General features: G+C 63.4%; 15 protein-coding genes and 1 pseudogene. 9 read left to right on the top strand and 7 right to left on the bottom strand.

Going from position 1 to position 26,920, the window contains the following annotated elements; genetic code table 11:
- Positions 1 to 7: 7 nt before the first annotated feature.
- Positions 8 to 2,206, top strand: coding sequence for a VIT and vWA domain-containing protein (locus tag OH491_RS07890; protein WP_084442550.1), 2,199 nt, complete (start codon positions 8 to 10; stop codon positions 2,204 to 2,206).
- 27 nt (positions 2,207 to 2,233) lie between these two features.
- Here the strand turns inward: OH491_RS07890 and OH491_RS07885 are convergent, their stop codons facing one another.
- Complete coding sequence (locus OH491_RS07885; RefSeq protein ID WP_068772276.1) at positions 2,234 to 2,530, bottom strand: hypothetical protein; 297 nt, start codon at positions 2,528 to 2,530, stop codon at positions 2,234 to 2,236.
- 57 nt (positions 2,531 to 2,587) lie between these two features.
- On the opposite strand from OH491_RS07885, the gene OH491_RS07880 reads away from it, so the two are divergent.
- Complete coding sequence (locus OH491_RS07880) at positions 2,588 to 4,078, top strand: archaeosortase/exosortase family protein (RefSeq protein WP_334319606.1); 1,491 nt, start codon at positions 2,588 to 2,590, stop codon at positions 4,076 to 4,078.
- A gap of 31 nt (positions 4,079 to 4,109) precedes the next feature.
- Here OH491_RS07880 and OH491_RS07875 read toward each other — a convergent pair whose 3' ends face one another.
- Positions 4,110 to 5,303 (bottom strand): pyridoxal phosphate-dependent aminotransferase, encoded by a 1,194-nt coding sequence (locus OH491_RS07875; protein ID WP_068772278.1) that lies wholly within the window; start codon positions 5,301 to 5,303, stop codon positions 4,110 to 4,112.
- A 136-nt stretch (positions 5,304 to 5,439) separates the two neighbouring features.
- Entirely contained in the window at positions 5,440 to 5,868 is a 429-nt protein-coding gene (locus tag OH491_RS07870) for a ribbon-helix-helix protein, CopG family (protein WP_334319607.1), read from the bottom strand.
- Positions 5,869 to 6,647: 779 nt separating this feature from the next.
- Between OH491_RS07870 and OH491_RS07865 the strand changes: the two genes are divergently transcribed.
- On the top strand, positions 6,648 to 7,079 hold the full coding sequence (locus OH491_RS07865) for a hypothetical protein (protein ID WP_068772280.1): 432 nt from the start codon (positions 6,648 to 6,650) through the stop codon (positions 7,077 to 7,079).
- Positions 7,080 to 7,223: 144 nt separating this feature from the next.
- Positions 7,224 to 7,802, top strand: a complete 579-nt coding sequence (locus tag OH491_RS07860) for a hypothetical protein (RefSeq protein ID WP_068772281.1) — start codon at positions 7,224 to 7,226, stop codon at positions 7,800 to 7,802.
- Between the two features lie 43 nt (positions 7,803 to 7,845).
- Here the strand turns inward: OH491_RS07860 and OH491_RS07855 are convergent, their stop codons facing one another.
- The 3 genes from OH491_RS07855 to OH491_RS07845 all read right to left on the bottom strand — a co-directional run bounded on the left by OH491_RS07855 (position 7,846) and on the right by OH491_RS07845 (position 11,150).
- Positions 7,846 to 8,841 carry an acyltransferase family protein gene (locus OH491_RS07855; RefSeq protein WP_068772282.1) on the bottom strand — a complete coding sequence of 332 codons (996 nt, stop codon included), beginning with the start codon at positions 8,839 to 8,841 and terminating at the stop codon, positions 7,846 to 7,848.
- 260 nt (positions 8,842 to 9,101) lie between these two features.
- Positions 9,102 to 10,211 carry a HemK/PrmC family methyltransferase gene (locus tag OH491_RS07850; protein WP_334319608.1) on the bottom strand — a complete coding sequence of 370 codons (1,110 nt, stop codon included), beginning with the start codon at positions 10,209 to 10,211 and terminating at the stop codon, positions 9,102 to 9,104.
- 153 nt (positions 10,212 to 10,364) lie between these two features.
- A complete protein-coding gene (locus OH491_RS07845) occupies positions 10,365 to 11,150 on the bottom strand; it encodes an SDR family oxidoreductase (RefSeq protein ID WP_068772284.1) in 786 nt (261 codons plus the stop codon).
- A gap of 196 nt (positions 11,151 to 11,346) precedes the next feature.
- Here OH491_RS07845 and OH491_RS07840 point away from each other — a divergent pair, with 196 nt between their 5' ends.
- Both OH491_RS07840 and OH491_RS07835 read left to right on the top strand, forming a co-directional pair.
- On the top strand, positions 11,347 to 12,171 hold the full coding sequence (locus OH491_RS07840) for an MBL fold metallo-hydrolase (protein WP_068772395.1): 825 nt from the start codon (positions 11,347 to 11,349) through the stop codon (positions 12,169 to 12,171).
- A gap of 179 nt (positions 12,172 to 12,350) precedes the next feature.
- Positions 12,351 to 13,115 (top strand): annotated as a pseudogene (locus tag OH491_RS07835) (IS5 family transposase).
- Here the strand turns inward: OH491_RS07835 and OH491_RS07830 are convergent.
- A complete protein-coding gene (locus OH491_RS07830) occupies positions 13,112 to 14,167 on the bottom strand; it encodes a LacI family DNA-binding transcriptional regulator (protein WP_068772285.1) in 1,056 nt (351 codons plus the stop codon). The pseudogene OH491_RS07835 and the gene OH491_RS07830 overlap by 4 nt on opposite strands.
- Positions 14,168 to 14,440: 273 nt before the next feature.
- Between OH491_RS07830 and OH491_RS07825 the strand changes: the two genes are divergently transcribed.
- The 3 genes from OH491_RS07825 to OH491_RS07815 all read left to right on the top strand — a co-directional run bounded on the left by OH491_RS07825 (position 14,441) and on the right by OH491_RS07815 (position 26,864).
- Positions 14,441 to 17,959: a hypothetical protein gene (locus OH491_RS07825; RefSeq protein WP_342750962.1), complete on the top strand. Its 3,519-nt coding sequence runs from the start codon at positions 14,441 to 14,443 to the stop codon at positions 17,957 to 17,959.
- A 272-nt stretch (positions 17,960 to 18,231) separates the two neighbouring features.
- Positions 18,232 to 21,174 carry a TonB-dependent receptor domain-containing protein gene (locus OH491_RS07820; RefSeq protein ID WP_342750961.1) on the top strand — a complete coding sequence of 981 codons (2,943 nt, stop codon included), beginning with the start codon at positions 18,232 to 18,234 and terminating at the stop codon, positions 21,172 to 21,174.
- 53 nt (positions 21,175 to 21,227) lie between these two features.
- A complete protein-coding gene (locus tag OH491_RS07815) occupies positions 21,228 to 26,864 on the top strand; it encodes an autotransporter domain-containing protein (protein WP_068772288.1) in 5,637 nt (1,878 codons plus the stop codon).
- Positions 26,865 to 26,920 lie beyond the last annotated feature (56 nt).

Below are 26,920 nucleotides of genomic sequence, written 5' to 3'. Positions count from 1 at the left end.
TGGCGGCATGGAAACACACTCTCCGGTCAAGATCGCGGTGAAATCGTCCGGCGGCTCGCGCGATTGCGCGGTGTCGCGGGATTTTGGGTTCTGGCTCGTGGCGGCGGTTGCGGCGGTGGTGTTCGCAGCCGTGTCCGCGCGCGCGAATGACGGCGGACGCGGCGCGGGGGACGAACCGCTCTCGCCCTATTTCCAGGTGCGGGGCGCGGAGCCCGGCGTGGACGCCCTGCCGCTCAAGAGCACCGAGGTGGACGCCACGCTCGCGGGCGTGATCGCCGAGGTGCGCGTGGTGCAGACCTACCAGAACGAGGGCGGGACTCCGCTGGAGGCGCGTTACATTTTCCCCGGCTCGACGCGCGCGGCGGTGCACGGGATGACAATGACCGTCGGCGGGCGCCGCATCGAGGCGCAGGTCAAGGAAAAGGAGGAGGCACGCAAGACTTACGAGGTCGCGAAGCGCGAGGGGAAAACCGCGTCGCTGCTGGAGTCGAGCCGCAGCAATGTGTTTGAAATGAACGTCGCCAACATCCTGCCCGGCGACACGGTGCGGGTGGAACTGCGCTACAATGAGCTGCTCGTGCCGGCGGATGGCGAATACGAATGGGTTTTCCCGACCGTGGTCGGCCCGCGCTACACGCGCGGCGGTGAATTTTCGATTTTCGATTCTCGATTTTCGATTGAAGGCGCTGCCGCGCCGGATGCAAATGGGAGCGGAAGCTCCCCAATCGAAAATCGAAAATCGAGAATCGAAAATCCCCCATCACGCGGCGGGGCTGAATACGAGCCAGTGTTTGCGCTGAACGCAGAGATCGTCGCACCGGTGCCGGTCCGCGCCGTGGAGTGCGTTTCGCACTGCGTGCGGACAAGCGGGGAAGGCGGGGCGGACGGGGCGGGAGGGCGCGTGCGGGTGACGCTGCCGCCGGGCGGGGACGGCGCGCCGGTGATGAACCGCGATTTCATCCTGCGCTACCGGCTGACGGGTGACGCGCTGGCCGGAGGATTGATGATCGACGAATGGAATGGCGAAAAATTTTTCCTCCTCACGGTGCAGCCTCCGGCGCGCGTGACGCCGGCGCTGGTGCCGCCGCGCGACTATGTGTTCGTGATGGATGTGTCGGGCTCGATGTGGGGTTTCCCGCTGGATGTCTCGACGCGCCTGCTGGAGGAATTGCTGGTGTCGTTGCACGAGGCCGACACGTTCAACGTGCAGCTCTTTTCCGGGTCGAGCCGCATGCTTTTCGACGGGCCGGTGGCGGCGACGCCGGAAAACATCGCGGCGGCGCTGGCGCTGTTCGAGGCCGGGCGCAAATACGGCGACTACGGCGGGGCGACCGAACTGCTGCCCGCGCTGGAGCGCGTATTGTCCCTGCCGGCGCGTCCGGGCGTGTCGCGCAGCATCGTGGTCGTCACGGACGGTTACGTGGACGTGGAGGCCGAGGCCTACGCGCTGGTGCGGGCGCGGCTGGGCGAGGCGAACCTGTTCGCGTTTGGCATCGGCGCGGCGGTGAATCGCGAGTTGATCGAGCGGCTCGCGCGGGCGGGCCGCTCGGAACCGGCGGTGGTGGACGGCAAGGACCGCGCGGCGGCGGCGGCGGCGAAATTCCGCCGGATGATCGAGGCCCCCGTGCTCACGCATGTGCGAACGGCATTCGAGGGTTTTTCCACGGGAGAACTCATTCCCGCCGCGCAGCCCGACGTGCTGGCGCAACGCCCGGTCATGATGGTCGGAAAATGGCACGGGGCCGCGACGGGCAAGGTGCGCCTGTCAGGGCTGACGGGCGCCGGCGCATGGAACGCGGAAATCGACGTGGCGGACGCGGTGCGGCTGGACGGGAGCGGGGCGCTGGCGCACCTGTGGGCGCGCGAGCGGCTGACCGGGCTGGAGGACTTGCACGCGATTCGTTTCGAGGCGGACAGGCAGAAGGCGGAGATCGTGCGCCTGGGGTTGAAATACAACCTGCTGACGAGGTTCACCTCGTTCGTCGCGGTGGACACCACGCCGCGCGAGGTGCGGGAGCGCGCGGAAAAAGTCACGCAGCCCAATCCGCTTCCGGCGGGCGTGAGCGAGCGCGCGCCCGCCGGCGGCGAGGTTCCGACGTCGCCGGAGCCGGGAACGGTGAGCCTGATGATTGTCGCGGCCCTGATCGTCGGCTGGAGCGTGTGGCGCAAGCGGCGCGGCACGCGGGCGGAAGCCAACGGTGGCTGAGGATGGCAGGCGGCGTCGGGACGTCCCTCAGCGCATGCCTTGGCCCAGCGAGGAAAAATAATCCGCAAGCATGGGCGCCAGTATTTTTATAATAACATCCAGAAGACCCGTGGCAAACAGGACAATCCCCAGGACAAGCTGCAGCCCGATGAATATCAAAAACCACGCGATGTGCGCCTTGAAAAAATTCTTTTTCGACCTATCCGATCCGACCAGCGCGAAAATGGGAACCAAGACTAAATTCAAAAACGGGAACGCCGATATGAATATCGCCAGCATCCAGTATTTGATCGAAATGGGCTGGTTGTGGTTTGGCGCGGCCATGAGGGAGATTTGCCGATGCTGGCGGCGCGGCGGCGCGGGGAAAATACAATTTTGCGCATGAAACCGACAGGGCCAGTTTGCGGATGCCCCGCGCCGTCCGCGACGCGGGAGGCCGCGCGCCGCTGGATTTCATCACGCTGGTTTTTCTGCGTGTTGCTGCTGGCGGCGGACTGGCCGGTGTTGCGGTGGCACGCGGCGCGGATGGGCGACGGGGGCGACGAGCCGCTGGGATTGCTCGCGCTGGGCCTCGCGCTCGCGCTGACGCCGCGCGCGGCGTGGCGTAGTGAGATTTCGAATACGGCGGCGCTGGCTTCGGGCGCGCTGGCGCTGGCGGCGGCGCTGGCCTCGGGATGGCTGCCGATGCTGGCGCGCGCGATGTTGCTGGCGGCGGCGCTCGGCGTGGCGTTGGAGGGACGGCCTCCAACGAATGTTTCGGGCGGGGCGCTGGGGCGGGCGGGCTTGCTGGTGTTGTCGCTGCCGGTGATGGCGACTTTGCAGTTTTACGCGGGATATCCGCTGCGCGTGCTGACGGCGGAGGCGGGGCGGTCGTTGATCGCGTTGCTCGGCGTGGCGACGGAACGGGCGGGGGTCGTGCTGACGTGGTCGGGCGGGATGGTGGTGGTGGACGCGCCGTGCAGCGGAGTGCACATGCTTTGGACGGGCGGCGTGCTGGCCTGCGCGCTGGCGGCGTGGCTGCGGCTTGGCGCGGCGCGGACACTGGCGCTGGGGGCTGCGGCGCTGCTGGCGATTCTGCTGGGCAACACGGTGCGGGCGGCGGTGTTGTTTTTCACCGAATCGGGTTTGTGGCCCGCGCCGGGATGGGCGCATGAGGGGATCGGGCTGGCGGTGTTTGGCGCGCTGGCGGCGGGTGTGTGGCGGTTCGCGCAGTGGCTGGCCCCAAAAAACCGTTCTCGTTCTCTTACTCGTTCTTGTTCTCTCGTCCCGAAAAACACGACGGAGGCGGAACGGGAAACGCATTCGGAGAGGGTGAATGAGGGAACGAGTCCGAGAACGGGCACGGTTTTGGGCGGCGTGGCGGCCATGTGCGTATTGGCCGCGTTGTGGCCGCTGACGGGACTGGCCGCCGGGCGGGGAGCGCCGGGCGGCGTGGCGGCGGCGGACACGGCGGAGTTCCCGGGCTGGCCGGAAATGTTCGAGGGGCGGCCTTTGATACGGAGGACGCGGGCGCGCGAGGCGGCGGCGTTTGCCACCGGGTTTCCCGGGAAAACGGGGGTGTTTGAGCAGGACGGACGAATCGTAGTGATGCGATGGATACGCTCGGCCTCGCGCGGGGTGCATCCGGCGGCGGACTGTTTTCGCGCGGGCGGCTACGCGGTGACGCCGGGCGGGTTGGTACGCGACGAGGCGGGAGTGCTCTGGGCGGAATTCACGGCGGTGCGGGGCGACGGCGAACGCTGGCGGGTGCGCGAGCACTGGCGCGACGACCACGGCGGTGCGTGGACGGATGTGTCGGCGTGGTATTGGGCGGCGGCGCGGGACGACGCGGGCGGCCCGTGGTGGGCGGTGACGGTGGCGCTGCCGGAATAACCGAAAGCCGCGCGTCCACCGTCACACGGTCCTACTTTTTCAAGTTCGCACAGAACGAGGCGAGGCGTTCGACGCCTTTCTTGATGATTTCGTCGCTCGTCGCGTAGCTGAGGCGCAGGTAGCCATCGGCGCCGAACGCGCTGCCGAACACCGCCGCGACTCTCTGCTGGTCGAGCAGCCTGTCGCAGAATTCGGACGAGTTCAGGCCGAAGCTGGAGATGTTCGGAAACAGGTAAAACGCGCCTTGGGCGAGCAGGCATTTCACGCCGGCGATCTTGTTGAGTTCGGCGTGCAGGAACTTGCGGCGGCGGTCGAAGGCGACCAGCATCGCGTCGAGCGCGGCCTTGGTTTTTTCCTTTTCCTTGAGCGCGGCGAGCGCGCCGTATTGCGCGAAGGTGGTGGCGTTGGACGAGGTCTGGCTTTGCAGCTCGGCCACGGCTTTCGCGATGGACGCGGGGGCGACGGTCGTGCCGAGGCGCCAGCCGGTCATCGAGTAGGTTTTGGAGAAGCCGGAGACGATGATGGTGCGCGCCCCGGCCTCCTTCGAGAAGGTGGCGGGCGAGACGTGTTTCGCGCCATCGTAGAGCAGGTGCTCGTAGATTTCGTCCGACATGATGTAGAGGTTGTGCCGGAGCGCGACTTCCACGATGGCCTCGAGTTCGGCGCGGGTATAGACGGCGCCGGTCGGATTGGACGGCGAGTTGAGGATGAGGAGCTTGGTCCTCGGGGTGATGGCGGCCTCGAGCTGCGCGGGCGTGAGGCGGAAGCCGGTGGTGTCGTCGGCGAGGACAAACTTCGGCGTGGCGCCGGCGAGTTTCACCATCTCGGGATAGCTGACCCAGTAGGGCGCGGGAATGATGACCTCGTCGCCGGGCGAGCAGACGGCGAGAATCGAAAGATAACAGGAGAATTTTCCGCCGGGCGAAACGATGACCTGCGCGGGGGCGACCTTGAGCCCGAGGCGGGCGGCGTAGTCCTCCGCGATGGCTTCGCGCAGCGGCTGGATGCCCGGGGTGGGGGCGTATTTCGTCTTGCCGGACTTGAGCGCGGCGGCGGCGGCCTCCTTGATGTGATCGGGCGTATCGAAGTCGGGTTCGCCGGCGGCGAATCCGCAGACATCCTCGCCCGCAGCGAGGAGAGCCTTGGCCTTGGCGTCAACGGCGAGTGTCGGCGAAGGCGCGATGTTTTGGGCCCAGGTTGAGAGGGGGCTTGGTTGGTTGCTCATTGGTTTGGTTCTGGCTTGGCGAAAGGGGGTGAAGTGAAGTTTTGGGCACACCAAAGCGCAAGCGCGCCTTTTACGGCGCGCGGTGTTTTACAAAAGACAAAATCCGCGGGCGGCGTTGGCCCGGGTGTGGGGCGGATTATTTGCGTCCGCCTTTTTTGGCCGACTTGGCCTCGAAGGCTCCCAGTGCCTCGCGCAGCAGCGCGCCCACGCTGGTTTTTTTCTTTTTCGCGTATTTGGCCAGCTTTGCCTTCAACTCGACGGGAAGGCGGACGGAGATTTGGCGGTGTTCTTCATTGGAACTCGCGTAGCGTTCAAAATCGAACTGATCAATCGCTTCGCGAACGGTTTCGCTGGCGGAGCCCAGTCCGGCTTTTTTTTGGATGGTGCCCAGTTTCTCGATCAGCGACAAAGGCAGATCAAAGGTGAGGGGCGCGGATACAGTGCTTTTTTTCTTTGTCATGGTAGATGTGATTTGCGCAGACGGATTCAGCAGGCAGGTGATACGGGTTGCGGGGCCATGAAGAAATGGAGCCATAACTGTGTTTCTCGCAACGTCAAAGTTCACATTATTACGGCAAGTAATCGTGATCTTGGATACAGCGCAGAAAGACGAATCCTCCGGGGCGGAAAGGGAAGGGGCGTAGTTTGATTTGGATACAAATCCCGCCCGCATGGATGGCCGCCGGCCGCGGGCGATGCAATGCGGATAAAATCCGCACGCGCGCAGGCGATCCTGCCCCGGACGGGGAGGTGAGATTTTTCGTAACGGCCTCCGCCCTCAAAAAGGCAGGCGGAGTCTTTGGCTGCAACCGCAGTTGCCGCCGTCAGCGGAGGGGCGTCGATTGGCTGAGGTGCGTGGCGCGGAGGACTTTGCCGAGGCCCTGCTTAAAGTACTTATTGAGAATGTAAAATGTCAAAATCCTAATTATTGAGATTGTGACGCATCAGCAATCTTATAAAAATGAATAAGTTATGTTGACATTGAGAATCGTCCTCTCATGTTTTGAGACGGAAAGGAGACCATTATTATGAGCACAACCACAGCCACAAAGTCCTGCGCAATGTGCGCCCACTGGAAGTCTTCCGGCACCAAGGGAGAATGCCGCCGTCACGCGCCCCAATCGATCGTCTTTAAGGTCGAGTCCGGGGTAAAGTATGAGGCTAAATTTCCCATCACGAAAGCTGATGACTGGTGCGGCGACTACACCGGCAAGACCAGTTAGCCAAACTCCCGCAAGGAGTTGTGACACGCGGTTCCTCCGCTTGAAAACAGGGTTTTTCGAAACCCTGTTTTTCTTTTGACTGGGCGAGGAGAATAGGTCTCAGTCACTTTCAATTAGCTTTATGGGACACATGCCGGATTCAGACTGCCATCGATTGGAAATTGACACTGTATTGGGTCCGGTTGCGCAGGCCCTGCCGCGGCAGGCCGATTTGATTCTCGACATTCGTCAGGCGGCGTTGGAGCGAAAGCATCCCGGCGCGTGCGTGCGTTGTTTCTTTGAGCTATCGGCCGCCGCATCCGAACCCGAACGTTTGGAAAAACTTCGCGCGTGGCTGGAGCGGAACATCGAAATCGTCGCACACGATATCCGGCCCGCGCCGCTCAATCGCGCGCTGCTGGAATGTTTCCCCCTGAATTTGTCCGGCGAGGACTTGGAGAGCTATTGCCAGCAAGTGATGGAGCGTTTCCGCCATGATCGCGCCCATGCCGCATCCCAGGTGGAAATGGAATTCCGTTACCGGGCCGCCGGTACCGCCGATGCCATGGCCTGACCGGCGAACGAAGATCATCCGCTGCGGGAGTTGGCGACCGGCATGCCTCTTGGCGGAAGCAGGGTCGGATGCTTTATTGCAACTATTTTCATTATTGGCAAAGTGCGGCGATTCGCCACCAAATGTGGCTTTCGAAAACCCGCCATGAAACCCACAGATGTCTCCGCCCCTGTCGCCGCACAGGAAAAACGCCGCATGTTCGACACTTCCGAGGTGTCGAAGCCCAGTTTCTGGATCAGCCAGCTATGCATCATCATCGCCACGGTGCTCGGGGTGTATCTCGCCGCGCACCAAGGCTTCAAGCAGGCCATCGCCTATGGCGATATCCAGAGCGACAAGAACAACTACCATCTCCGCAAGTCGCTCCAGCACGAGCTTGCGGCCAACATCGATCTCACCCGCGGCTACCTCAAGCGCATCGCGCGCGGCGGCATTGCCGACCGCAAGGCGCCCTTCAAGCTGGAGCGTTTCGTGTGGGATTGCATGAAAAACTCCTCTTACACGCTGGAGATGCCCTCCGGGCTTTTGCGTGAAAACAACGATTTCCACCGCCGTGTGATGGAGCTTTACGACAAGATCGCCATCGGCGACTACAGCGTGCAGAAGGGCACCGAATTGATGGAAGAGATTCTCACGCACATGGAGAAGGATGTGATCCCCGCATTTGAGCAAAACACCGGGGAAATCAGAACCCGCCTCAATGCCAAAGGCATCGCGCTCTGACGAGGCCGCCGCGCCGTTCGCATGGCCGTTTTGCCATCCGCCTTCACCCCCGGGCCATCTCGCCGGCGAGTTTGCGATCGGGAGGGCCGCCACCGTGCAACGGGATATGCTGCGACCAGTCGCTCGCAGGCTTTTCGAGCCACTTGCATAGCAGCCACGCGGCCCCCACCGACACTGCGAACGCCGCCAGCAGCAGCGGAATGTCAAAATGCCACGACGTGCGCGGCAGCGCGTAGTTGAGCAGTTTCACGCCGATGGGAAAATGCAGCAGATAAAGCGAGTAGGATATCTCCCCGAAAAATAACCCGGGGCGGAATTTTGCGCGAAGCGGAATGAGGACCATCACCGCCGTCGCCGCGCCCGCGATGATTTGCAGGGGCGTGAGGCCCGGCACCCCGGCGGCGGCCGCCAGCGCGGCCAGCGTCGCGGCTTCGCGCGCGCATGTCATCCCGACCGCTTTCTGGCACGCGGCGAATCCCATCAGGAACAAAGGCAGGTAACGCAAATCGCCCGCGCCCGGCCAGCCTTGCCCCGCCGCCGCGATCGCCGCCGCCGCGACAAAGGTGACGCGCCGCACGCGTGCGTCCCGCGAAAAGAACAGCGGATACAGCAGCGCGACAAAAATGTAGTATTTCATCTCCACGATGAGCGTCCACACGACCGGATTTTCATCGGGCACGCCGAGATAACACATCGCCCGCGCAAAGTTGCCGAAGTCCATCAGCGCCGTTTCGCCTTTGTACCATGCCGCGCCATGCGACAGGGCGAACGTGACCAGCAGCGCGGCCATCAATGGGGGCTGCAACCTCGCCAGCCGTTTCAGCAGAAACCGCCAGGCGTCGCCCGCCCGGTAACCCGCCCGGTGCAGGCTGAACGGAATGATGAAACCGGAGATGACAAAAAAAATCTCCACGCCCACTCTCAGCTCGAAAATGGCCGGGCGCCATGCCGCCGGAAACACATGCCGGAAATGCACCAGGCAGACCATCAGCGCCGCCAGCCCCCGCAGATAATCAATCGTGTGGTTGCGCGCCTTCATAGGAAAACAATGTCTGACGCCGTGCGCCGGTCCGGCGCCTGTCGCGAATGCCCAATGCGGAAAAACAGACAAGACTCCCGGGCCAGCAAAAAATCTTTCAGGAGGATTCCGGCATTTCTCATCATGCTCCGCGCCGCGTCACCACGGGACGGCGTGAAGGCGCCAATCTGGTCCAGGCCCCGGGATCGGGATTCCGCAAACGGCTGCGCGCGATTTTGCATGGTTGTCGAAAACAGGTCCCCGCGCCGCGGGAAGCCGTCTCAACGCCACGCCAGCACAAAGCGTTCCCGCCCGGCCAGGTCCTTGCGGGATTCGCTCCGCGCGAAGCCCGCCGCCTCGCACAGCGCGAGCAGGGCGGGATGTTGCGCGATTCCAGTTTCCAAGGCCAGCAATCCGCCCTCGCGCAAAAATTCCGGCGCGCCCGCGATGATTTTGGCGAGGTCGGCCTTGCCTTCGTCCGCAGATGCGAGCGCCGTGCGCGGCTCGAATTCGCGCACCTCCGGCGCGGACTCCGCCACCTCGGCGGCGCTTAGGTAGGGCGGGTTGGCCACAATCACATCGAAGCCGCCGGATGCATTGACCGTGCCGTCGCGCAATGCGGCAAACCAGTCCGAGCGCGCGAACCGCACCCGCTCATCGAGGCCGGCGAGGGCGGCGTTTTCGCGGGCGAGCGCGAGCGCGTCGGCGCTGACGTCGAGCGCGGTGACACGGGCGTCCGGGAAAACAGTTGCCAGCCCGAGCGCGAGCGCGCCGCTGCCGGTGCCGAGATCAAGGATCGCGCGCGGGCCTGGCGGGACGGGTACATCCGTGCCGTCGGGCGGAGAAATCGAATCGGTGGCCCGGGGCGCGTCATGCGTGTCCGACGGCGTGGGCGCCGCCGCTCCGGTCCGACCCGCGACCGCGCTCGCGAATGCCCCGGGGATGATTTCCAGCAGAAGTTCGGTCTCGACGCGCGGGATGAGCGCGCGGCGGTCGGTCTTCAGGCGCAGCCCGCCCCATTCCACTTCGCCGGTCACGTATTGGAGCGGTTCGCGTTGCGCGCGACGCCGGACGAGCGGACGCAGTTTTTCGAGTTCCGTCTCGGTGAGCAGTCGCTCGAACTGAAGGTAGAGCTGCATGCGCTTGAGGCCGAGCGAATGGCCGATGATCAGCTCGGCGTTGAGGCGCGCGTTGTCGATTCCCTTCGCCGCGAAAAAGTCGGTGGTTTTTTTCAGAATTTCGAGAACCGAGAGCATGGGCGGATTGCCGCACTTCAATCGCCGCAAATGCGCGGCGGAGCAAAGCAAAAGTTGGGTGCGGGATGGGGAGGGTGACAGGAAGTTCAAATCGGCGCCCTTGAGGTTGCCGGCAAGGAGGGCGCGGGAGCACATGGCGCAGGCATTTTTGCCTGCGATCCCAAAAGGTCGCGCGAAGCCGCGGCATTTTTTCGAGGGAAGAAAAAATCAACGGCGCTTCGCGCCTTCGTTTTTGATGGCGGGCGCGGTTGCCCGCGCCACATTTTCCAACCCGAACCCCTGTCCCGCTCAAATCGTCATCGCGTGATAACCGCCGTCGATCACGATTTCGGAGCCGGTGATGAACGAGCCCGCGTCGCTCGCGAGCAACAGCGTCGCGCCGATAAGCTCCCTGGCCTCGCCGAAGCGTTTCATCGGCGTGTGCCCCATGATGCTGGCCACGCGTTCGGGCGTGAGCACCTTGCGGTTTTGCTCCGCGGGGAAAAAGCCGGGGACGAGCGTGTTGACCCGCACCCTGGCCGTCGCCCACTCGCGCGCGAGGTTTTTGGAAAGATTGTGCACCGCCGCCTTGCTCGCCGAGTAGGTAAACACACGCGAAAGCGGGATGAGGCCGGACATGGAGCCGAGGTTGATGATCGAGCCGCCCTGCCCGCGCTCGACGAGGTATTTGCCAAAAACCTGGCAGCCGAGAAACACACCCTTGAGGTTGATGCCCATGATGCGGTCAAATTCGTCCTCCGCGATGTCGAGAAACGGCGTCGCGGAATTCACGCCCGCGCCGTTGACGACGATGTCCGCCCGGCCCGAACGCGCGACCACCGCATCGAGCAGTTTTTGCAACTCGGCCTTGCTGCCCGCCTCGGCGGACTGGAACCACGCCTTGCCGCCGGCCGCCTCGATTTTCGCGAGACGCGCATTGGCTTTCTCCTGGCTGCGGCCGACGAGCACCACTTCGGCGCCCGCGCCCGCGAGCCCCTCGGCCATCGCGCCGCAAAGTTCGCCGGTGCCGCCGATGACGACCGCGACTTTGCCGGCCAGGGAATAGAGTGAATTGAGATATTCGGGTGTGTTCATGGGGAGGATTAAGGTGCATCGAACCAGCATCCGGAAATCCGCGCAAGTCCTTTGTTCCACGTGTCCGAATTTATGCGCGCCGGGCGCGCGACCGGCGCGCCAAATGGAAAATTATGCTGGGGACTTGTGGCATTTCCCATATGTGTCTTTTATATTCCCGATCCTGACTTTTAACCTTAACTCCCGTTTCACCCGCATGGCCCGCATCCCGCTCGAGGACAACTACGACGATGTCGTCAACAAGGCCCAGCGCGGCCTCGGCATCTCCGACGAGGATCTCGCGCGCCGCGCCGAGGTTTCGGCGGAGGACCTTGCCGCGCTGAAGTCGGGCGCGTTCAACGAAGCCGTCGCCCGCCGTGTCGCCCGCCACCTCAAGCTCCACCCCGACTCGCTCGTCCAGCTCGCGAAAAAAACATGGTATCCCGCGCAGCCCGTTTTCCCGGCCGGTTTCGCCGCGTTCAACACCGCCTACGGAGACATGACGGTGAACAGCTATCTCGTGTGGGACGCGCGCTCGCGTCACGCCGCCGCATTCGACACCGGCGCGGATTGCGGGGAGATGCTGGAATTTCTCCGCGCGGAACGCCTCGCGCTGCACTACATTTTTCTTACCCACACGCACGAGGACCACATCGCCGACCTGCCGCGCCTCGCCGGCGAAACCAGGGCCGGCGTGTGGGCGTCCGAGCGCGAGCCGTCCGGGTTCCCTGGCGCGCGCACGTTTGGGGAAAACACGCACTTCCATCTCGGCGCGCTCACGATCAAGACGCTCTTCACCTGGGGCCACTCGCCCGGCGGCACGACCTATTACATCACGGGCCTGTCGCATTCGCTCGCGATCGTGGGCGATTCGCTTTTTTCGTGCTCGATGGGCGGCAGCCGGAGCGCCTATGCGGCGGCATTGGACAACAATTTCAAAAAAATCCTTCCGCTGCCGAACAACACGGTCCTCGCCTGCGGCCACGGCCCGATCACGACCGTGGCGCAGGAAAAGAAAAACAACCCGTTCTTCGCCCGGTGACCGGTGAATCCGTGGCGCGGGCATCCTTGGGCTGCCTTCCTCGGATCGTCGCGCGAAGCGCGGCATTCTTTTTCTGAAAGGAGAGCCCGCCATCATCTCGACGGCGGGCAGGGGGGCTCGCGCTAGGGCGTGTTAACATTAATTGCACTTGACGGTGATTTATGCGTATGAGGAGGGGAATGGAACTGACGAAGGAACACCTGGAGAGAATCAAGGACAGCCTGCCGGTGGAGCGGGGCAATGTGAGCATTGATGTGCTGAGCTTTCTAAACGGGGTGCTGTATGTGGCGGAGAACGGGTGCAAATGGAGGAGATTGCCGGAGAGGTTTGGGAACTGGCACACGATCTACACGCGGATGAATCGCTGGAGCAAAAGCGGAGTATGGGACCGGGTGTTCGAGCGGCTGCAGAAGGAAGGGCTGGTGCATCTGGAGCTGAAGGTGGTGTCGCTGGACAGTACCAGCAGGAAGGTCCACCGATGGGACCGGGGCGGAGAAAAACGGGCCTCAGGCGATCGGCAAATCACGAGGAGGCCGGAACACCAAGATTCATCTGGCTGCCGCGAATGATGTCCATGCCCTCGGCTTCCGCCTCCGCCCGGGCAGAACGGCGACGGACCGAGGGACGCGAGCTGATTGGCGAGTTGGGATGCCGAGGCATGGATGCGCCCCGCCATGGACATGGCCTACGAAGGCAACGAAACCCGCGGCTTGGCCTGCCTGCTCGGCTTCAAGCCTGTCGTCCCGCCCAACCCGTTGCGTCGAAAACCCTGGAAACTCAACCAGGCACTTTACCGCCAGCGCAACCACGTCGAGCGCCTCTTCCGCCGCATCAAGGGCTTCCGTCGCGTCTTCACCCGCTACGACAAGCTCGATGTCCTCTTCCGCTCTTTCGTCTCCTTCGCTCTCTCTTGGCTACTCCTCAATAGTGCTAACAGGTCCTAGGCGCGGCGGTCGCGTTGCGTGGAGCCGCGCAGGTAAACGGGCGGCACGACCAGGATTTCGCGGGGGCGGTCGTCGGAGCCGCCAAGCTGGTGGAAGAGCAGCGGGACCGCCTCGGCCACCATGGCGTCGTTCGCGCCGGCGAGGGTCGAGAGCGGCGGCGTGAAAAACTCCGCCAGCTCATGGTCGCCCACGCCGACCACCGCCACGTCGCCGGGGATGGCGAGGTTGTGTTGCTGGAACGCGCGATACGCGCCCACCGCGAGGCTGTCCGTCACGGCAAAGAGCCCGTCGCACCTGCCGCCGTCTGCGAGGAATTTGTCGAGCGCGGCGATGGCGTTGCGCGGCTGGAGGCCGTCGCTCACGATGGCGGCGGGCGGTTGCTTGCGGCGCGCCTTGATGGTCCGGTGAAAAGCGGCCACGCGCTCCGAGGTCGCCTGTGTGAGGGACTGGCCGTGAATGATCGCGGGTTTCTTGCAGCCCGCGTCAAGCAGGACCTCCGCCGAGCGGCGCCCCACGAAGTCGGGCACTTCCAGCACGCAGAAATAACCGGGGATGCGGCGGCCGAGCACGACGGTGGCGTAGGGGAGTCTGGCCTTGGCGAGAAATTCGTCATCGGCGGGGAGCGTGTTGGTGATGATGACGCCATGGTAGCGGTCCGCGTCGAGCAGCCCCGGTTTTTCGGAAAGGCGCCCGGCGTGAAACATCTCGATGGCGACGGCGTAGCGCGTGTGCTGCGTGGAGCGCGCGTCCACCTCGGCCTGGAGCGCGTGCAGCGCCTGCCCGACGAGCGGCAGCGGGGCCTCGAACGACGTGAGGATGGCGAGGTCGAACTGCCGGGTGGAGGGGCGGTGCGAGCGCAGGCGGCGCCCGGCCATGTTGGGCACGTAGCCGAGCTCCTGGATGGCCTCGCGCACGCGCTTCACCGTGGCGGCGGAGATGCGCCGCTCGACATGGCGGTTTGACAACACGGATGACACCGCGGCCGGCGACACGCCCACGTGCTGCGCGATTTCATAAATGGTGACGGCAGGCCGGTTGTCGTTTGTTTTCATATATCTCGGAAAAACAGGTTTTGCTAAAACCAAACTTTAGCAGGGAAAATGTCGAACAGTTTTTTGACTGTGACTGCGTCCTGTCGCCATCGGAGCGGTCAATACATGGAAAAGAGTTGACATTGGCTAAATCAGTTTAGCAAGAATGGGTGCAATATTTTCACAACCCCGCCCGCCGCTCCAGCGATTTTCAGCAGAAATTCCATGGCTCATTTTCCATCCCAATAAATTCGATTTAGCATTCCTTGTTTGCGTAACCCCTGCCTCAATCCCATGAAACGAAATACCGCCCTGATTGTTTTCCTGTTATTTTCGTTCTTTGGCCGCTCCGCCGCGGCCGACCCGACCGGCGCGGGCGTGCAGGTGAGCCACACGCCGTCGCCCGATATTGTTTATGTCGGAGGCATAAAGATAAAGCGGAGCGGGCAGGAAATCTACGTCGCCGATCCCGCGATCGAGAAACTGGCCAACGGCGACTATGTCATGGCCCACAGCCTGTTCGGCGCCGGCACAAACGAGGACTCGCCGGTGTCGAAAATTTTCCGCTCCACCGACGACGGAAAGACCTGGGCGCTTATGAAGCAGCTCAATGGCTTCCAGCGCGGCTCCTTTTTTGTTCATGACAATGTGCTTTATCTCATCGGCAGTTATACTCCCAATGGAAACGGCAGTTTTAGTGTCGCCATCCTGAAATCCACCGACAACGGCGCGACATGGAGCACGCCCACGGACGCCAACAATGGAATGCTCATTTCTGGCAACACCGGCACGACGAAGACGCCCCAAATATATAATAACCGCGTCTGGATTTCCCTCGGCACGGACCGGGCGTATTCGGCGGCGCTTTCATCGGATTTGATGAAGGCGTCGTCGTGGACGCGCAGCGCGCCGACGGCGGCGAAGACCGAGGCGGCGATAGCCAAATGGCCTGCGCCGGTTTCCCTGTATTTCGGGGGCACGGCGGGAGTGTGGTCGGAGGCGCAGATCGTCGCCTCGCCGGCGCATGGCGTCACGGTCATGCCCAAAATCCAGTTCAATTCGCCCGACGCGGTTCCGCATATCGCGCTGTTTCATATCAGCGCCGACGGCAAAACGATGGCCTTCGACCCGGCGAAGGATTTCGCGCCGCTCACGGGGACCCAGAAAAAATTCGGCGCCACCTACGATCCGGATTCCGGCCGGTATTACGCGCTCACCAACACCGTCCTTCCTGCCGACAAGGATGTGATCGATCCCAACAGCCAGCGGGTGAAGCACGAACTCATCCGCAACACCGCCACGCTGATCTCTTCCGGGGACTTGTATCATTGGGATGTCGAGAAGATATTCATTCATGCCCGCGACGCCGAGCACACCGCATGGCAGTATTTTACTTTTATCGTCGACGGGAACGACCTGGCCATCGCATCGCGCACCGCGTTCAAGACTGCCGACGATCAATATAAACCGCCGCGCGGCCACGATTCCAACCTGCTTACTTTTCACCGGCTCGAAAACTTTATCGCGCCACGTCAATCGACGACGCACGAAGACGCGCTGCGTTTCGCCGTCGGGCATGCCTTCGCCGGCACACCCAACGGCCTTGCTCAGGCCGCCGACGGCACCGTATATGTCCGTGAAAGCAGCGGCGGAATCATCAAGTCTTTCGATGCGCACGGCAATGTTCTCGGGCAGGTTCCCGCTCTCCCTGCGGGAGTTGTTTTCACCGGCCCGGGCACGGAGACGCTTGCGATTTTCCAGCCGCCTTCCGGTTCGCGCAACTGGACGTCCGCCGCCGGGGGCGATTGGTATGACCCGCGCAACTGGTATTACTGGAACCGTCCCGACACCGAGCTGGAGGCGGCCACTTTTGGCACGTCGATAACCGCCGCCGCGACCGTCACACTGGTCCAGCCATACACCTTGGGCGCGCTCCATTTCCGCAGTCCGCATGCCTACACCATCGCCCAAGGCTCGCTCAAAAGCTCCGATGGCACCGCCACCTACGGCATCGGCGCGATCACGCTGAAGGCCGTCTCCGGACGGCCCGCGCTTGCCGTGCGTCAGGGCCGCCACACGCTCGCCGTTCCCCTCACGCTGCCCGTGGAGAGCGATCTGTCCATCGCGGCCGATTCCGCGCTGACCATTGACCACACCCTCGTCTTCCAGGCATCGATCAATCTCGATATTGCCTTCGGCGCAACCGCGCCGGCCAGCGCGCCGCTCACCATCAAGGCGGCCACGAAAAACGGAGCGGGCGCCCTCATAAGAATCAATCTGACCGGCATCACCGCGGCCATGCCGGCCGGTACAAAAATCATCACCATCACGGGCGGCCATAACCTCGCCGCCGCCGATTTCGCGGTCAGCGCCAATCTGCCCGTCACCCATGCATTCGCGAACAACACCCTCTCCATCACGCTCGCCAGCACGCCCGCCAATCCGGCCGCCCCGTCGAATGCCGCCATGACCGAGGGACATCATGCGGGCGTTGTCACGATGACCGCCTCCGCCCAAGGCAGTCCCGCGCCGGCCTACCAGTGGCAAGTGCTCAAGCCCGGCGGTGCCTGGCAAAATCTCACCGCCGCCGACGCCGCCCGGCACAGCGGCATGACCACCGCAGTGCTGACCATCACCAACCCTGTCTTCAGCATGAACGGCTGGCAGTATCGCTACATCGCCAGCAACGGCTTCGGCGATCCCGCCATCAGTGCCGCGGCCACGCTCACCGTCGCGCCCGATGCATTTCCATATCCCACAGGGCTGGTCCTCGATGCCTCGGGAACCATTTATGTGGCCGACGCCATCTCGCATACGATTCAAAAAATTTCATCCCGTCACAACGAGGTTTCCATTCTGGCCGGACTTTCGGACCAAGCAGGGACTGGCGACGGCACCGGCACCGGCGCGCGTTTCGACCGGCCGCAGGGCATCAAGATCAGCCCGCGCGACGGCGGCATCCATGTTGCCGATGCGACAAACAAATCCATCCGGCGTGTCACCGCCGCTGGCGTCGTCACCACCCTGACCGGCACCTCCGCCGGTCTCGCCAGTCCGAGGGCCATCGCCATCGACAACGATGGGAACACCTATGTCGCCGACGCGGTTGACAGCCGCATCCGCATGGTTGCGCCCGATGGGACCGTCTCCGTGATTGCCGATGCGGGTGCGGGTTTCAGCGCCCCCTCCGGAATTGCCGTGGATGCGGCGGGCTGGCTCTACGTGGCCGACACCGGGCGGCACACGATCCGCGCCATCGCGCCCGGCACGCGCGAAGTCACGCTGCTCGCCGGGGCTTCCGGCACGGCGGGCGGCACCGATGGCCCGGCCTCCAGCGCCCGCTTCCGATCCCCCGGCGGCCTGGTGGTCGACGGCGTGCTTTGCAGCGGCGCGCGCGACGGCAGCCTCTACATTGCCGACACGGGAAACTCCCTCATCCGCGAACTCATCAGCGGCACCGTGCGGACCATTGCCGGGCGTTTGGGGACCGATGGAGGCGCGGGCGTCCCCGGCTATCGGGATGGCACCGGCACGGCAGCCATGCTTGATTCGCCCTTGGACATTGCCATCGCCGCAAACGGCGACCTTTACGTCGCCGACACCGGCAATGCCGCCATCCGCAGAATCGCATTCGATGACGGCGGCCAAGCCGTCGTTTCCACGCTCACACCCTCGTCCGCGGCCGTTCCGCCTGCGCCCCCCGATTCCGGCGGTGAGACCGCGGGCGGTGGCGGCGGGGCGCATTCCGCCTGTTTTTTCATGATGATGATAGTGGCAGCGGCGGTGCGGTACCGGCATGTGTGGCGCCGCTGAACCTCCGGATCAGAACCGATTATGGGTTGCAGAAGCAAAACAGTGAAAGAAATGCTTGACTTCTGCTAAATCATTTTAGCCAATCGCGGCCAGATTCTTCGAACACACGCTTTCTCCCCAGTTTATGCCCTGCCTAATCAGATCTGTCAATTTGGCTCCCAATCGCGATGCTAACGCGATTCAGCATGATGGGATGTTATCTTTTTATAACGACAAATCATCCACCGGGTTTCCTCTGTCCGCCTCCGATAATTTTCAACAATAACACACCCATGCCACGCATCCCTTTATTTTCGTGTTCCTGCAGCCTGCGTCCGATCATCGCCATCGGCTTGTTCCTCGTCGCATGCCTTTCCGTTTTTGCGCAGTCCGGCGGCACCCTTTCCGTCAGTGTCAGCAATCAGGGGACCAATGAATACCTGCAAAAAGCCCGGGTTGAGATCCGCGGCACAAACCGGGTCGAGAATACCGACGAGCTCGGAGTGGCGGTGTTCACCGGCGTGCCGCCCGGCGAGCATACCGTGAGAGTCTCCTATGTCGGCCTGACGGATCGCACTTACACCGTCACCATTGCCCCCGGGCGAAACACCGAATTATCCGCCGAGCTGCTTGACCAGGATGTCATCCAGCTCGAGGCCTTCGTGGTGGCGGAGGAGCGCGAGGGCAACGCCGCCTCGCAGGTCCGCCAGAAAAACGCCGACAATCTCACCAACGTCATCGCGACCGACGCGCTCGGCATGCTCGCCAACGACAACCCCGCCGAGATTCTCACCCGCATGCCCGGCATTTATTCGCTGCCCTCCGCAGAAGGCAACAGCGACCGTCCCACCATCCGCGGCATGAGCGGGGAGATGAACGCCGTCACGACCGACGGCGGGGCGATGGCCTCCGGCATCGGCATGACCCGCAGCCCGGTCTTCACCAACATCGTGGCCAGCGCCTACGACGAGATCGAGGTCACCAAGGCCAACCGCCCCGACCAGCCCGCCGACTCGATCAGCGGCCGCATCAATTTCAAAACCAAGTCGGCGCTCACCATGAAGCGGGCCGGCCATGAATTCACCTACCGCGTGGGCGGCAAATGGTGGCCGGGGTTCTTTGACTACAGCACCCGCCGCGCCACGCCGCCCTTCGTGCCCAACCTCACGTTCGGCTATCGCGGCCTGTTCGACGTGCTCGGGGAAAAACGCAACCTCGGCGTCGTGCTGAATTTCTCCTATCTGGAAAACGGCACCCAGCGCGTCCAGCCCTACACTTATCTCGACGTGCTGAACACCGACGGCACCAACACCCCGCGCTTCAGCACCAATTATTACCGCTATAACAACATGCAGGACCGCGAGCTGACGGTCGGCAGCATTCGCTTCGACTACAAGCTTTCATCCCGGTCGCGCTTCACGTTCAGCTACGAGTGGAAGTTGCAGGACCAGAATTTCGACAATCCCGATCATTTCAATATCTATACCTACGCCTATATCAACGCGCTTAATCGGACCTACGGCACCTCGGAGACCACCGCCGGCTTCATCGCGCCCTCGTCCACGCTGGAGTTCACCAAAGTCAATGCGGCGACCAATAACCGCACCTATTTCCGCTCTTACTCGTCGGTTTTTATCGCCTCGGACGAAACCAACTCCCTGCGCTTTGCCGGCAATCACCGCCCGGGATCGTGGGAGATCGATTACAACATCAACTACTCGCGCTCCACCCGCAAGGTCGGCGGGGGAGGGGAGGATTACGACCGTGTGATGATCAGCAACGTCAACGCGTATGTATATAATATTGGCTGGACCATCGATCGCCGGCAATCGGACGTGTTCCCCAAGTTCACGCAAACCGAGGGCCAGAGCATTTACGACATCAACAGCTACACCTATGGAAACGCCTCGGGCAGCCACGGCGACTCGAAAAACGAACTGGGCTCGGCCGATATCAACATTGCCCGCACCGTGACGCTGCTGGGTCTGCCCGTGAAGCTGAGCACCGGCGGCGTCGCCGCGCGCAGCAAGTATGACGAGAACCGCCACGGCACGACATTCTACTATGTCGGCGAGGATGGAGTGCGCGGGACCAATCCGGTCACGGGATTGAATGACGACAACTTTGCCCTTTTCCAGACGTGGGCGCGCAAGGATGCCCGGCTGGAGATGGGCGATGTCCCCGTTTTTGATATCAAGGCCGCCGAGTCCTCGATCAGAAACGACCCGCATCTCTGGCGGGTGAACGCCTACAATGAGGCATCCGCCCGTCTCGAAGGCATAAGGTCCGCCGAGGAAACCTCGTGGGCCGCGTTTGTCCAGGCCCAGACGCATATCGGGCGCCTTGGGATCATCACCGGCGTGCGCATGGAAACGACGGACGTCGACACCAGCGCCTGGATGAAACTGAAATCCCGGCCTGACCTGAGCGAGACGGATGCACAGGACTGGGTGACGCCCGAGTCCGCCCAGCGGCGCGTCGCCGCGGAATACGGCCAGATAAACGGAACCAATTCCTACACCGATTATTTTCCCTCCCTGCACCTGCGCTACGCCCTGGCCCGCGACACCATCGTGCGCGCCAGCTGGTCCACGGCGATGGGGCGCCCGCAGCTCAGCCGCATCATGCCGGGCGCGACGGACAACTCCGACACCATGCGTGTCACCATCGGCAATCCTGCCCTCAAGCCGCAATACGCCACCTCCTACGATGTGTCGGTCGAACAATATTACAAGCCGATGGGCATGTTTACCCTGGGGGCGTTTCAAAAGGACCTGACGGACTTCATGTATGCGGAGCAGATAACGGACGAGGACCTCGAGGCGCTTTATCCCGACTACGATTTCTTTCGTTATGAAAACGGCGGGAAAGGCCGGGTGCGGGGCGTGGAGGTTGCGTGGGAGCAGCAATTCACTTTCCTGCCGAGTTACTTTAGCGGGCTTTCGCTTTCGGCCAATTACACATGGTTGAAGACTTCGGGCGACTATGGTTCGGGAGGTTCCGAGGCACTCACCGGCACCTATGACACAAAACCGCAGCGACGGATAGATGTGCTGGATCGCAGCGTGTTCAATGTTGGTGTGTCATACAAACTGGGGCGCTATGCGACCCTGTCGGTGACGGCCAACAATATCCTCGATGAACCGCAACGTCGCGTCCACCACGTGACCGGCGACCTGCTTACCACCACTTACAACGGCCCCTTCGTGACAGTCGGATTGAACGGCCGGTTTTAAGCGGAAAGGCGAATCCAGCAAACTGCCATCGTTGACTCATATAATTTAATATCATGAAAAAAGAAACCTCTTCGATTACCCCGGCCCGGATTGCAGCGTTGCTGGCGATTGTGACGATGGCGGTCTGCGCGCTGTCCGCCGCGCCGACGGGAAAACTCTACTGGGATCCGCTGGGCACCGGTTCCACGGACGCCGGCGGCGCGGGCACATGGGACGCCTCGACGGCGAACTGGTGGACGGGCGCCGCGCCCTACACCTGGATCTCCGGCACGACCGGCTCGGTCACGACCTACACCGACCTGTATTTTGGCGGCACGGCGGGTGGCGCGCCGTATGCCTTGACGCTGGCGCTCGACAGCATTCAGGCCCCGACAATAGCAAGCTCCGATCTTTATTATTTTAAGTTCAATTTTTCCGGGGATTATATCATTCAATCATCCCACGGCCTGGGCACGGTTATCGGCACGCACGGGTTATACGCCTATGTGACCATGCTGGCCGATCCTGGGCGGACAGTCACGCTGGATGGCTCCGGCGGCGGGATTACCGTTACGAGCCAGGGCAATAATTCGACCAACCCGTCCGTCAAATTCGCGGGTGGCGGAACCTTCAATTTTCAGGGCAATGTCACGCTTTCCAACACCGACAAGAATGGCCGCGTGTCGTTTGGCGACATCGGCGATGCGAGCATGACGCATATCAACTTTCTCGGTCCGCTGGCCAATGTAAGCGCGAGCCGGGTGTGGGCGGACAATGCCGAGGTCAATGTCAACGGGTCGTTTCTCGCTATTGACAAAAATGGCACCAACACCGATGCCGCCGGCATCCGCTCGGCGTTGCATATCGGCGGGCTGGCCGCGGCCGGCGGGACGCCGGCGGTGTTCAACCTGAACAGCGGGACGGTTCGCGCGATCGGCACCACCGGCACGGCGCGCGGTGTCATGTTTGGCTACGCCGCCAACTCGCCCGGAGGCACATTCAATCTCAACGGCGGCGTGCTCGCCGCGACCAGCGTTCACGTTTCCCCGAGTGCCAACGCCAACACCACCGCGGTTTTTGTGTTCAACGGGGGCACGCTGGCCGCGCTGGCCGAGGGCATCACCGATGGCGCGGCGATGTATGACAACCAGTATCACCTCGGCGGATTTATCTCCAACTTTGCCAACACCGAGCGAAGCAAAGTGGTGATCGACACGGGCGGCGCCTTTATCGACACCGGGGCGATCGGCGGGCGCACCGCCACCATTTCATCGGTCATCAGCGGTCCCGGCAATCTCACGAAACTCGGTGCGAACACCCTGCGTTTTGCCGCCGCATCCACCTACACCGGCACGACCTTCGTCAGCGGCGGCACGCTCACGGCGGGCGTGAACGACGCCTTCGCCGCGAGCGCCGCGCTGGACATCGGCGCGGGCGGTGTGTTCGACGCCGGCGCGACCACCCAGACCGTCCGCAATCTTTCCGGCGCGGGCACACTCGCCATCGGCTCGTCCGGCAAGGTGGTGGCCATCACCGAAGACGACAGCATTTTCGCAGGCACTCTCTCCGGCGCCGGCGCCTTTGAAAAGGCGGGGGCCGGCGTGCTGACCCTCGACGGCGACAACTCCGCCATCGCGACGGCGCTCACCCTTTCGGAAGGCGCGCTTCTGCTCGGCGCCAATGGCAAACTCGGCGGCACCGTGACTGTTGGTTCAGGGATGACGTTTGGAGGACAGGGCGCGGCCGGCAATGCCACCGCCGTCACCCTGGCATCCGGCGCGCATCTGCGCGTGGGCTCTTTTGGCGCGACCACGGCCGAGGTGCTCTCGCTGGGCTCGCTGAGTCTCGCGGCGGGCTCGGTCATCGATTTCACCGTGGCCCCGGGCAATATCAACACGCTCATCAACCTCGCCTCGGCGCCCGTGCTGAGTGGCGGCGCGCAGGCCTCCGATATCGCGCTGAATTTTGAGCGTCTGGTTTCGGGCACCTACACGCTGGGCAACATCACCGCGCTGAACGGCGCATCCGTCCAGATCAACGGCGGCGCAGCCGGCCCGCGCCAGATGGCGACTGTGCGGGTGGACGGCTCCAATCTCGTGCTCGACGCCGCGGTCTCCGCCGCCGAGCGCATCACTTGGACGGGCGGCACGGCCGCGGTCTGGGATCGCACCGGCACAAACTGGAAGGTTTCGGGCGGCACGGCTCCGCTCACGTTTGCCGACGGCGACAGCGTGACGTTCGACAGCGTGTCCGATCCCGCCGACAAACGCGACATCGCCATTGCCGGCACTTACGTGCGCGTGGCCGACATGACCGTGACCGGAAGCGGCAATTACTCATTCTCCGGCGCCGCGCTCACCGGCGAGGCGAATCCCGATCTGGCCGGCACCCAGGGCCGTCTCCTCATGCAAGGCACCGGCACGCTCACCCTCGCCAACTCCGGGGCCAACGAGTTCGCGGGCGGCATCGAACTCCAGTCCGGCGCCCTCCGCGCGGCCTCGGCGGGCGCGCTTGCCTCGAATAACATCAACGTCACCGACAACGCCGCGCTCATCTTCGATGCCGCCGTGCTCGACGCCTCCGGAACCATTGCCATCGCCTCGGGGAAAACGCTCACGCTCGATGCCACGGCCACGACCGCGGCGACGCTGTCCGGCAACATCACCGGCGGCAATGTCGTGAAAACCGGCGACGGCCTCGTCATCCTTGACGCCGCCAACACCCACGCCGCCACCACGCTGGCGGGCGGCACGCTCGCGATTGCGCATGCCGATGCGCTTGGCGCCGGCACGGTCACCGCCGGCGCGTCCGCCTCATCGGTGCCGGTGCTGCGCGTCGATCTCGCCGGTCACACCGTCAACAATGCCCTCGATCTCGGCGCCGGCTCCATCGCTGTCGACACGGGCGCCAATGATGCCGCGTGGGCCGGTGCCATCACGGGCAGCGGCACGCTGGGCAAACTCGGTTCAGGCGTCCTCCAGATAAATGGAGCCGTGCTGGCCACCATCGCGGGACTGGATATTGGCGAGGGGGTCATCCGCCTGGTGCCGCCGGCCGCGGGCTCCTACAATATAGTAAACAAGTTAACCGGCGCCGGCATGCTGGACATCCGCCTTTCCGGCGTTTCGGACACGCTCACGCTGGGCGCCGGTGTGGCTTCCGGTTTTGCCGGCGCGTTGAGCATAGGCGATGCGTCCTTCACGCTCGATGCCGCCGCCGCGGTGCAACTCGCCAACGCCACCCTCGTCGTCGGTGGGAACAGCGTTGTCGGCAAAGCCGCCGGCGCGATGTCCATGCATGGACTCCATCTCAATGGAGGCTCATTCAAACTGGCCACGACCGCCGATTCGGTGGACGGCGTGCTCACCGTGGACACGCTCCATACCGGCGAGGCCGGAGTGACGACCGACATCATGGTCGATCCCGCCATCCTCGCGGTGAGCGGCACATTGCCGAATCCCGCTCCGGCTCCCGACAATCTGTTCGATCAGGACGCGGCCTCCGGCGGCATCAAGGCGGTGGACGCCGCCCACATCGACGGTGCGGGCACGCTCAGGCTCGTCGATCTGTCGGGCAACGCGGTCGTCAGCAGTTCCACGGTCGCCATCACGCAGGACGGCGCCACGGTAGCCGACGGAGTTTATGGTTTCATGGCCGGCGTCCAGCCCGATGGCCTCTATGTCGGGGCCGGCCTCCAGTCCATCGACGTGCATGCCGGACAACAACTCGTCCTCAATCCCGACCAGGCCGCCGACAAAACCCTGTCCGCCGTCATCACCGGCGCGGGCGGGGTGAGCATCCAGACCACCGGCACCGCCGTCATCGCCGGGGCCAACACCTACACGGGAGCCACGCAGATCGCCTCGGGCGTCGCCCGGGCGGGAACCGGCGACATTTTCAAGAACAGCGCCTCCGTGGAAATCGGCGCGGGCGCGGTCTTCGACCTTGGCGGATATGTCCAGAATATCAAACAGCTCACGGGCAGCGGGAAAGTGGAGCTCGCCAACGGCGAGCTTATATTAAACACGGCGTCCGACACCGTTCTCACCACGACGCTTTCGGGCACGGGCATGCTGACCAAGAACGGTTCCGGCACGCTCACCCTTTCCGCCGCCGACGCGCGCGGGGCGCTCAGCATCACCAACGTGAATGCCGGACGCCTCGTGGCGCGCGGCGCGCAGTCACTCGGCACCAGCGGCACCATCAATGTCGCGGCCAACGCCGCGCTCGAATTCAACGGGATAATTGGCGGCACCTACAGCCTGGCGATTCTGGCCAGTTCCGCGACGGTCGACGTGGTGGACAGCTCGCTCCAGTTTCGCAACAGCGCGACCCGCATCCGCAACCTCAACCTCGTCAACTCCACCGTCACCGCCGCCGGCACCATCAACGCGCTCGGCGGCACCGGCGTGAGCGTCAACGTGGGGGCAAACTCCACGCTCAGCATCACCACCACACCCGGCGCGACGCTCAACATGAACGCGGCGAATGTGACCGTGGAAAACACGGGCCGGCTTCTGTTCGGCGCGTTCGGCTCCATCAACCGACTCTCCCTCGGCGCCAGCGGGGTGCTCACCCTGAAGGACGGCTCGTTCGTCGGCCTCGCCGGCGTGGTCAGCGACGGTGTTTACGAGGTCCTGGCCGCCGGCACGACGGTGTTCGAAAGCGAACTCGGCGCGGTGAACGTCTATGCCGGCGCGAACAAAGGCGTTTCGCTCATCATCACCGAGGACGGCGACCTCGCCATCGCCAAGCTCACCACCGACCCGCGCAAGGACATCGCCATGACCTTCGACGCGATGACCGCCGCCATGAACACCATTTACGGCCGCATCAGCGAAAGCTTCCTGCTCCCGTTTGCCGAGGCGGAGCGGAACGCCCGGCGCGACAATTTCTGGATGAAGGCCATCGCCACCTTCGCCGAATACGACGACACAACCGAGCAATACGGCCATTCCGAGGACACCTACGGATTCATCGTCGGCTACGACATGCTCACCCGCGACCGCCGGCGCATGGCCGGGCTTTACGGCGGTTTTGCCAACAGCAAGCTCGACTCCGAGGGGGCGCAGTCCAAGGCCGACGCCGACCAGCAGTTCCTCGGCGTTTATGGCGCGGCCAAATGGGGCAAATTCTACGCCGGGGCCGACATCGCCGCCGGCTGGTCGCAGTCCGACAACACCCGCGCGCTCAATGCCGGCGGCCCTGTCACCAATGGAGCCAGCGACGCGATGTGGTATGGCGCCAGCGTTGACATCGGCTGCCTCATCACGCCGTCGAGGACGTTTACCCTGAAACCCTCCATCGGGCTGCACTACATGAATGTGGCCTTCGACGCCTACCGCGAATACGGCACCTCCGCCGTGCAGTATCCCGACATCACCCAGGATCTTCTCCAGAGCCTCGTCGCGTTGCAGGGAAGCTGGAACTTCACGACGCCGTGGGGCTGGCCCGCGTTTCTCGACCTGAGCTACGGCTGGCGCCAGAATATCGCCGATTCCGACGACGAGATCACCGTCTTCTTTGTCGAGCGCCCCGACCTGCCCATGACGGTCCATAGCGGCGGCTATTCGCGCGGCGGCCAGATGGTCGGCCTCGGCCTGCGCGTCGCCGCCGGCAAGATGACCACCCTCGGTCTCGGCTACGACTACGAGACCGCCGCCGGCCGCAGCCGCCACACCATCACCGGCAATGTGCGCCTCTCCTGGTGAGCCGCGCCGGCACTGATATTTTATATAAAAATTCATACAATAATTTATACAACGAT

It is taken from the genome of Termitidicoccus mucosus (assembly GCF_038725785.1).
Lineage (GTDB): Bacteria > Verrucomicrobiota > Verrucomicrobiia > Opitutales > Opitutaceae > Termitidicoccus > Termitidicoccus mucosus.
The sequence above is the reverse complement of the archived record's forward strand: the minus strand, read 5'-3'. Positions and strand labels throughout refer to the sequence as shown.

Bases quoted from the DNA above. Each gene is read 5' to 3' on its own strand.
- OH491_RS07830 (WP_068772285.1), bottom strand. From the start codon at position 14,167: ATGAAAACAAACGACAACCGGCCTGCCGTCACCATTTATGAAATCGCG.
- OH491_RS07850 (WP_334319608.1), bottom strand. From the start codon at position 10,211: ATGTGCTCCCGCGCCCTCCTTGCCGGCAACCTCAAGGGCGCCGATTTG.
- OH491_RS07885 (WP_068772276.1), bottom strand. From the start codon at position 2,530: ATGGCCGCGCCAAACCACAACCAGCCCATTTCGATCAAATACTGGATG.
- OH491_RS07860 (WP_068772281.1), top strand. From the start codon at position 7,224: ATGAAACCCACAGATGTCTCCGCCCCTGTCGCCGCACAGGAAAAACGC.
- OH491_RS07845 (WP_068772284.1), bottom strand. From the start codon at position 11,150: ATGAACACACCCGAATATCTCAATTCACTCTATTCCCTGGCCGGCAAA.
- OH491_RS07820 (WP_342750961.1), top strand. From the start codon at position 18,232: ATGCCACGCATCCCTTTATTTTCGTGTTCCTGCAGCCTGCGTCCGATC.
- OH491_RS07880 (WP_334319606.1), top strand. From the start codon at position 2,588: ATGAAACCGACAGGGCCAGTTTGCGGATGCCCCGCGCCGTCCGCGACG.
- OH491_RS07890 (WP_084442550.1), top strand. From the start codon at position 8: ATGGAAACACACTCTCCGGTCAAGATCGCGGTGAAATCGTCCGGCGGC.
- OH491_RS07840 (WP_068772395.1), top strand. From the start codon at position 11,347: ATGGCCCGCATCCCGCTCGAGGACAACTACGACGATGTCGTCAACAAG.
- OH491_RS07825 (WP_342750962.1), top strand. From the start codon at position 14,441: ATGAAACGAAATACCGCCCTGATTGTTTTCCTGTTATTTTCGTTCTTT.
- OH491_RS07855 (WP_068772282.1), bottom strand. From the start codon at position 8,841: ATGAAGGCGCGCAACCACACGATTGATTATCTGCGGGGGCTGGCGGCG.
- OH491_RS07865 (WP_068772280.1), top strand. From the start codon at position 6,648: ATGGGACACATGCCGGATTCAGACTGCCATCGATTGGAAATTGACACT.
- OH491_RS07875 (WP_068772278.1), bottom strand. From the start codon at position 5,303: ATGAGCAACCAACCAAGCCCCCTCTCAACCTGGGCCCAAAACATCGCG.
- OH491_RS07815 (WP_068772288.1), top strand. From the start codon at position 21,228: ATGAAAAAAGAAACCTCTTCGATTACCCCGGCCCGGATTGCAGCGTTG.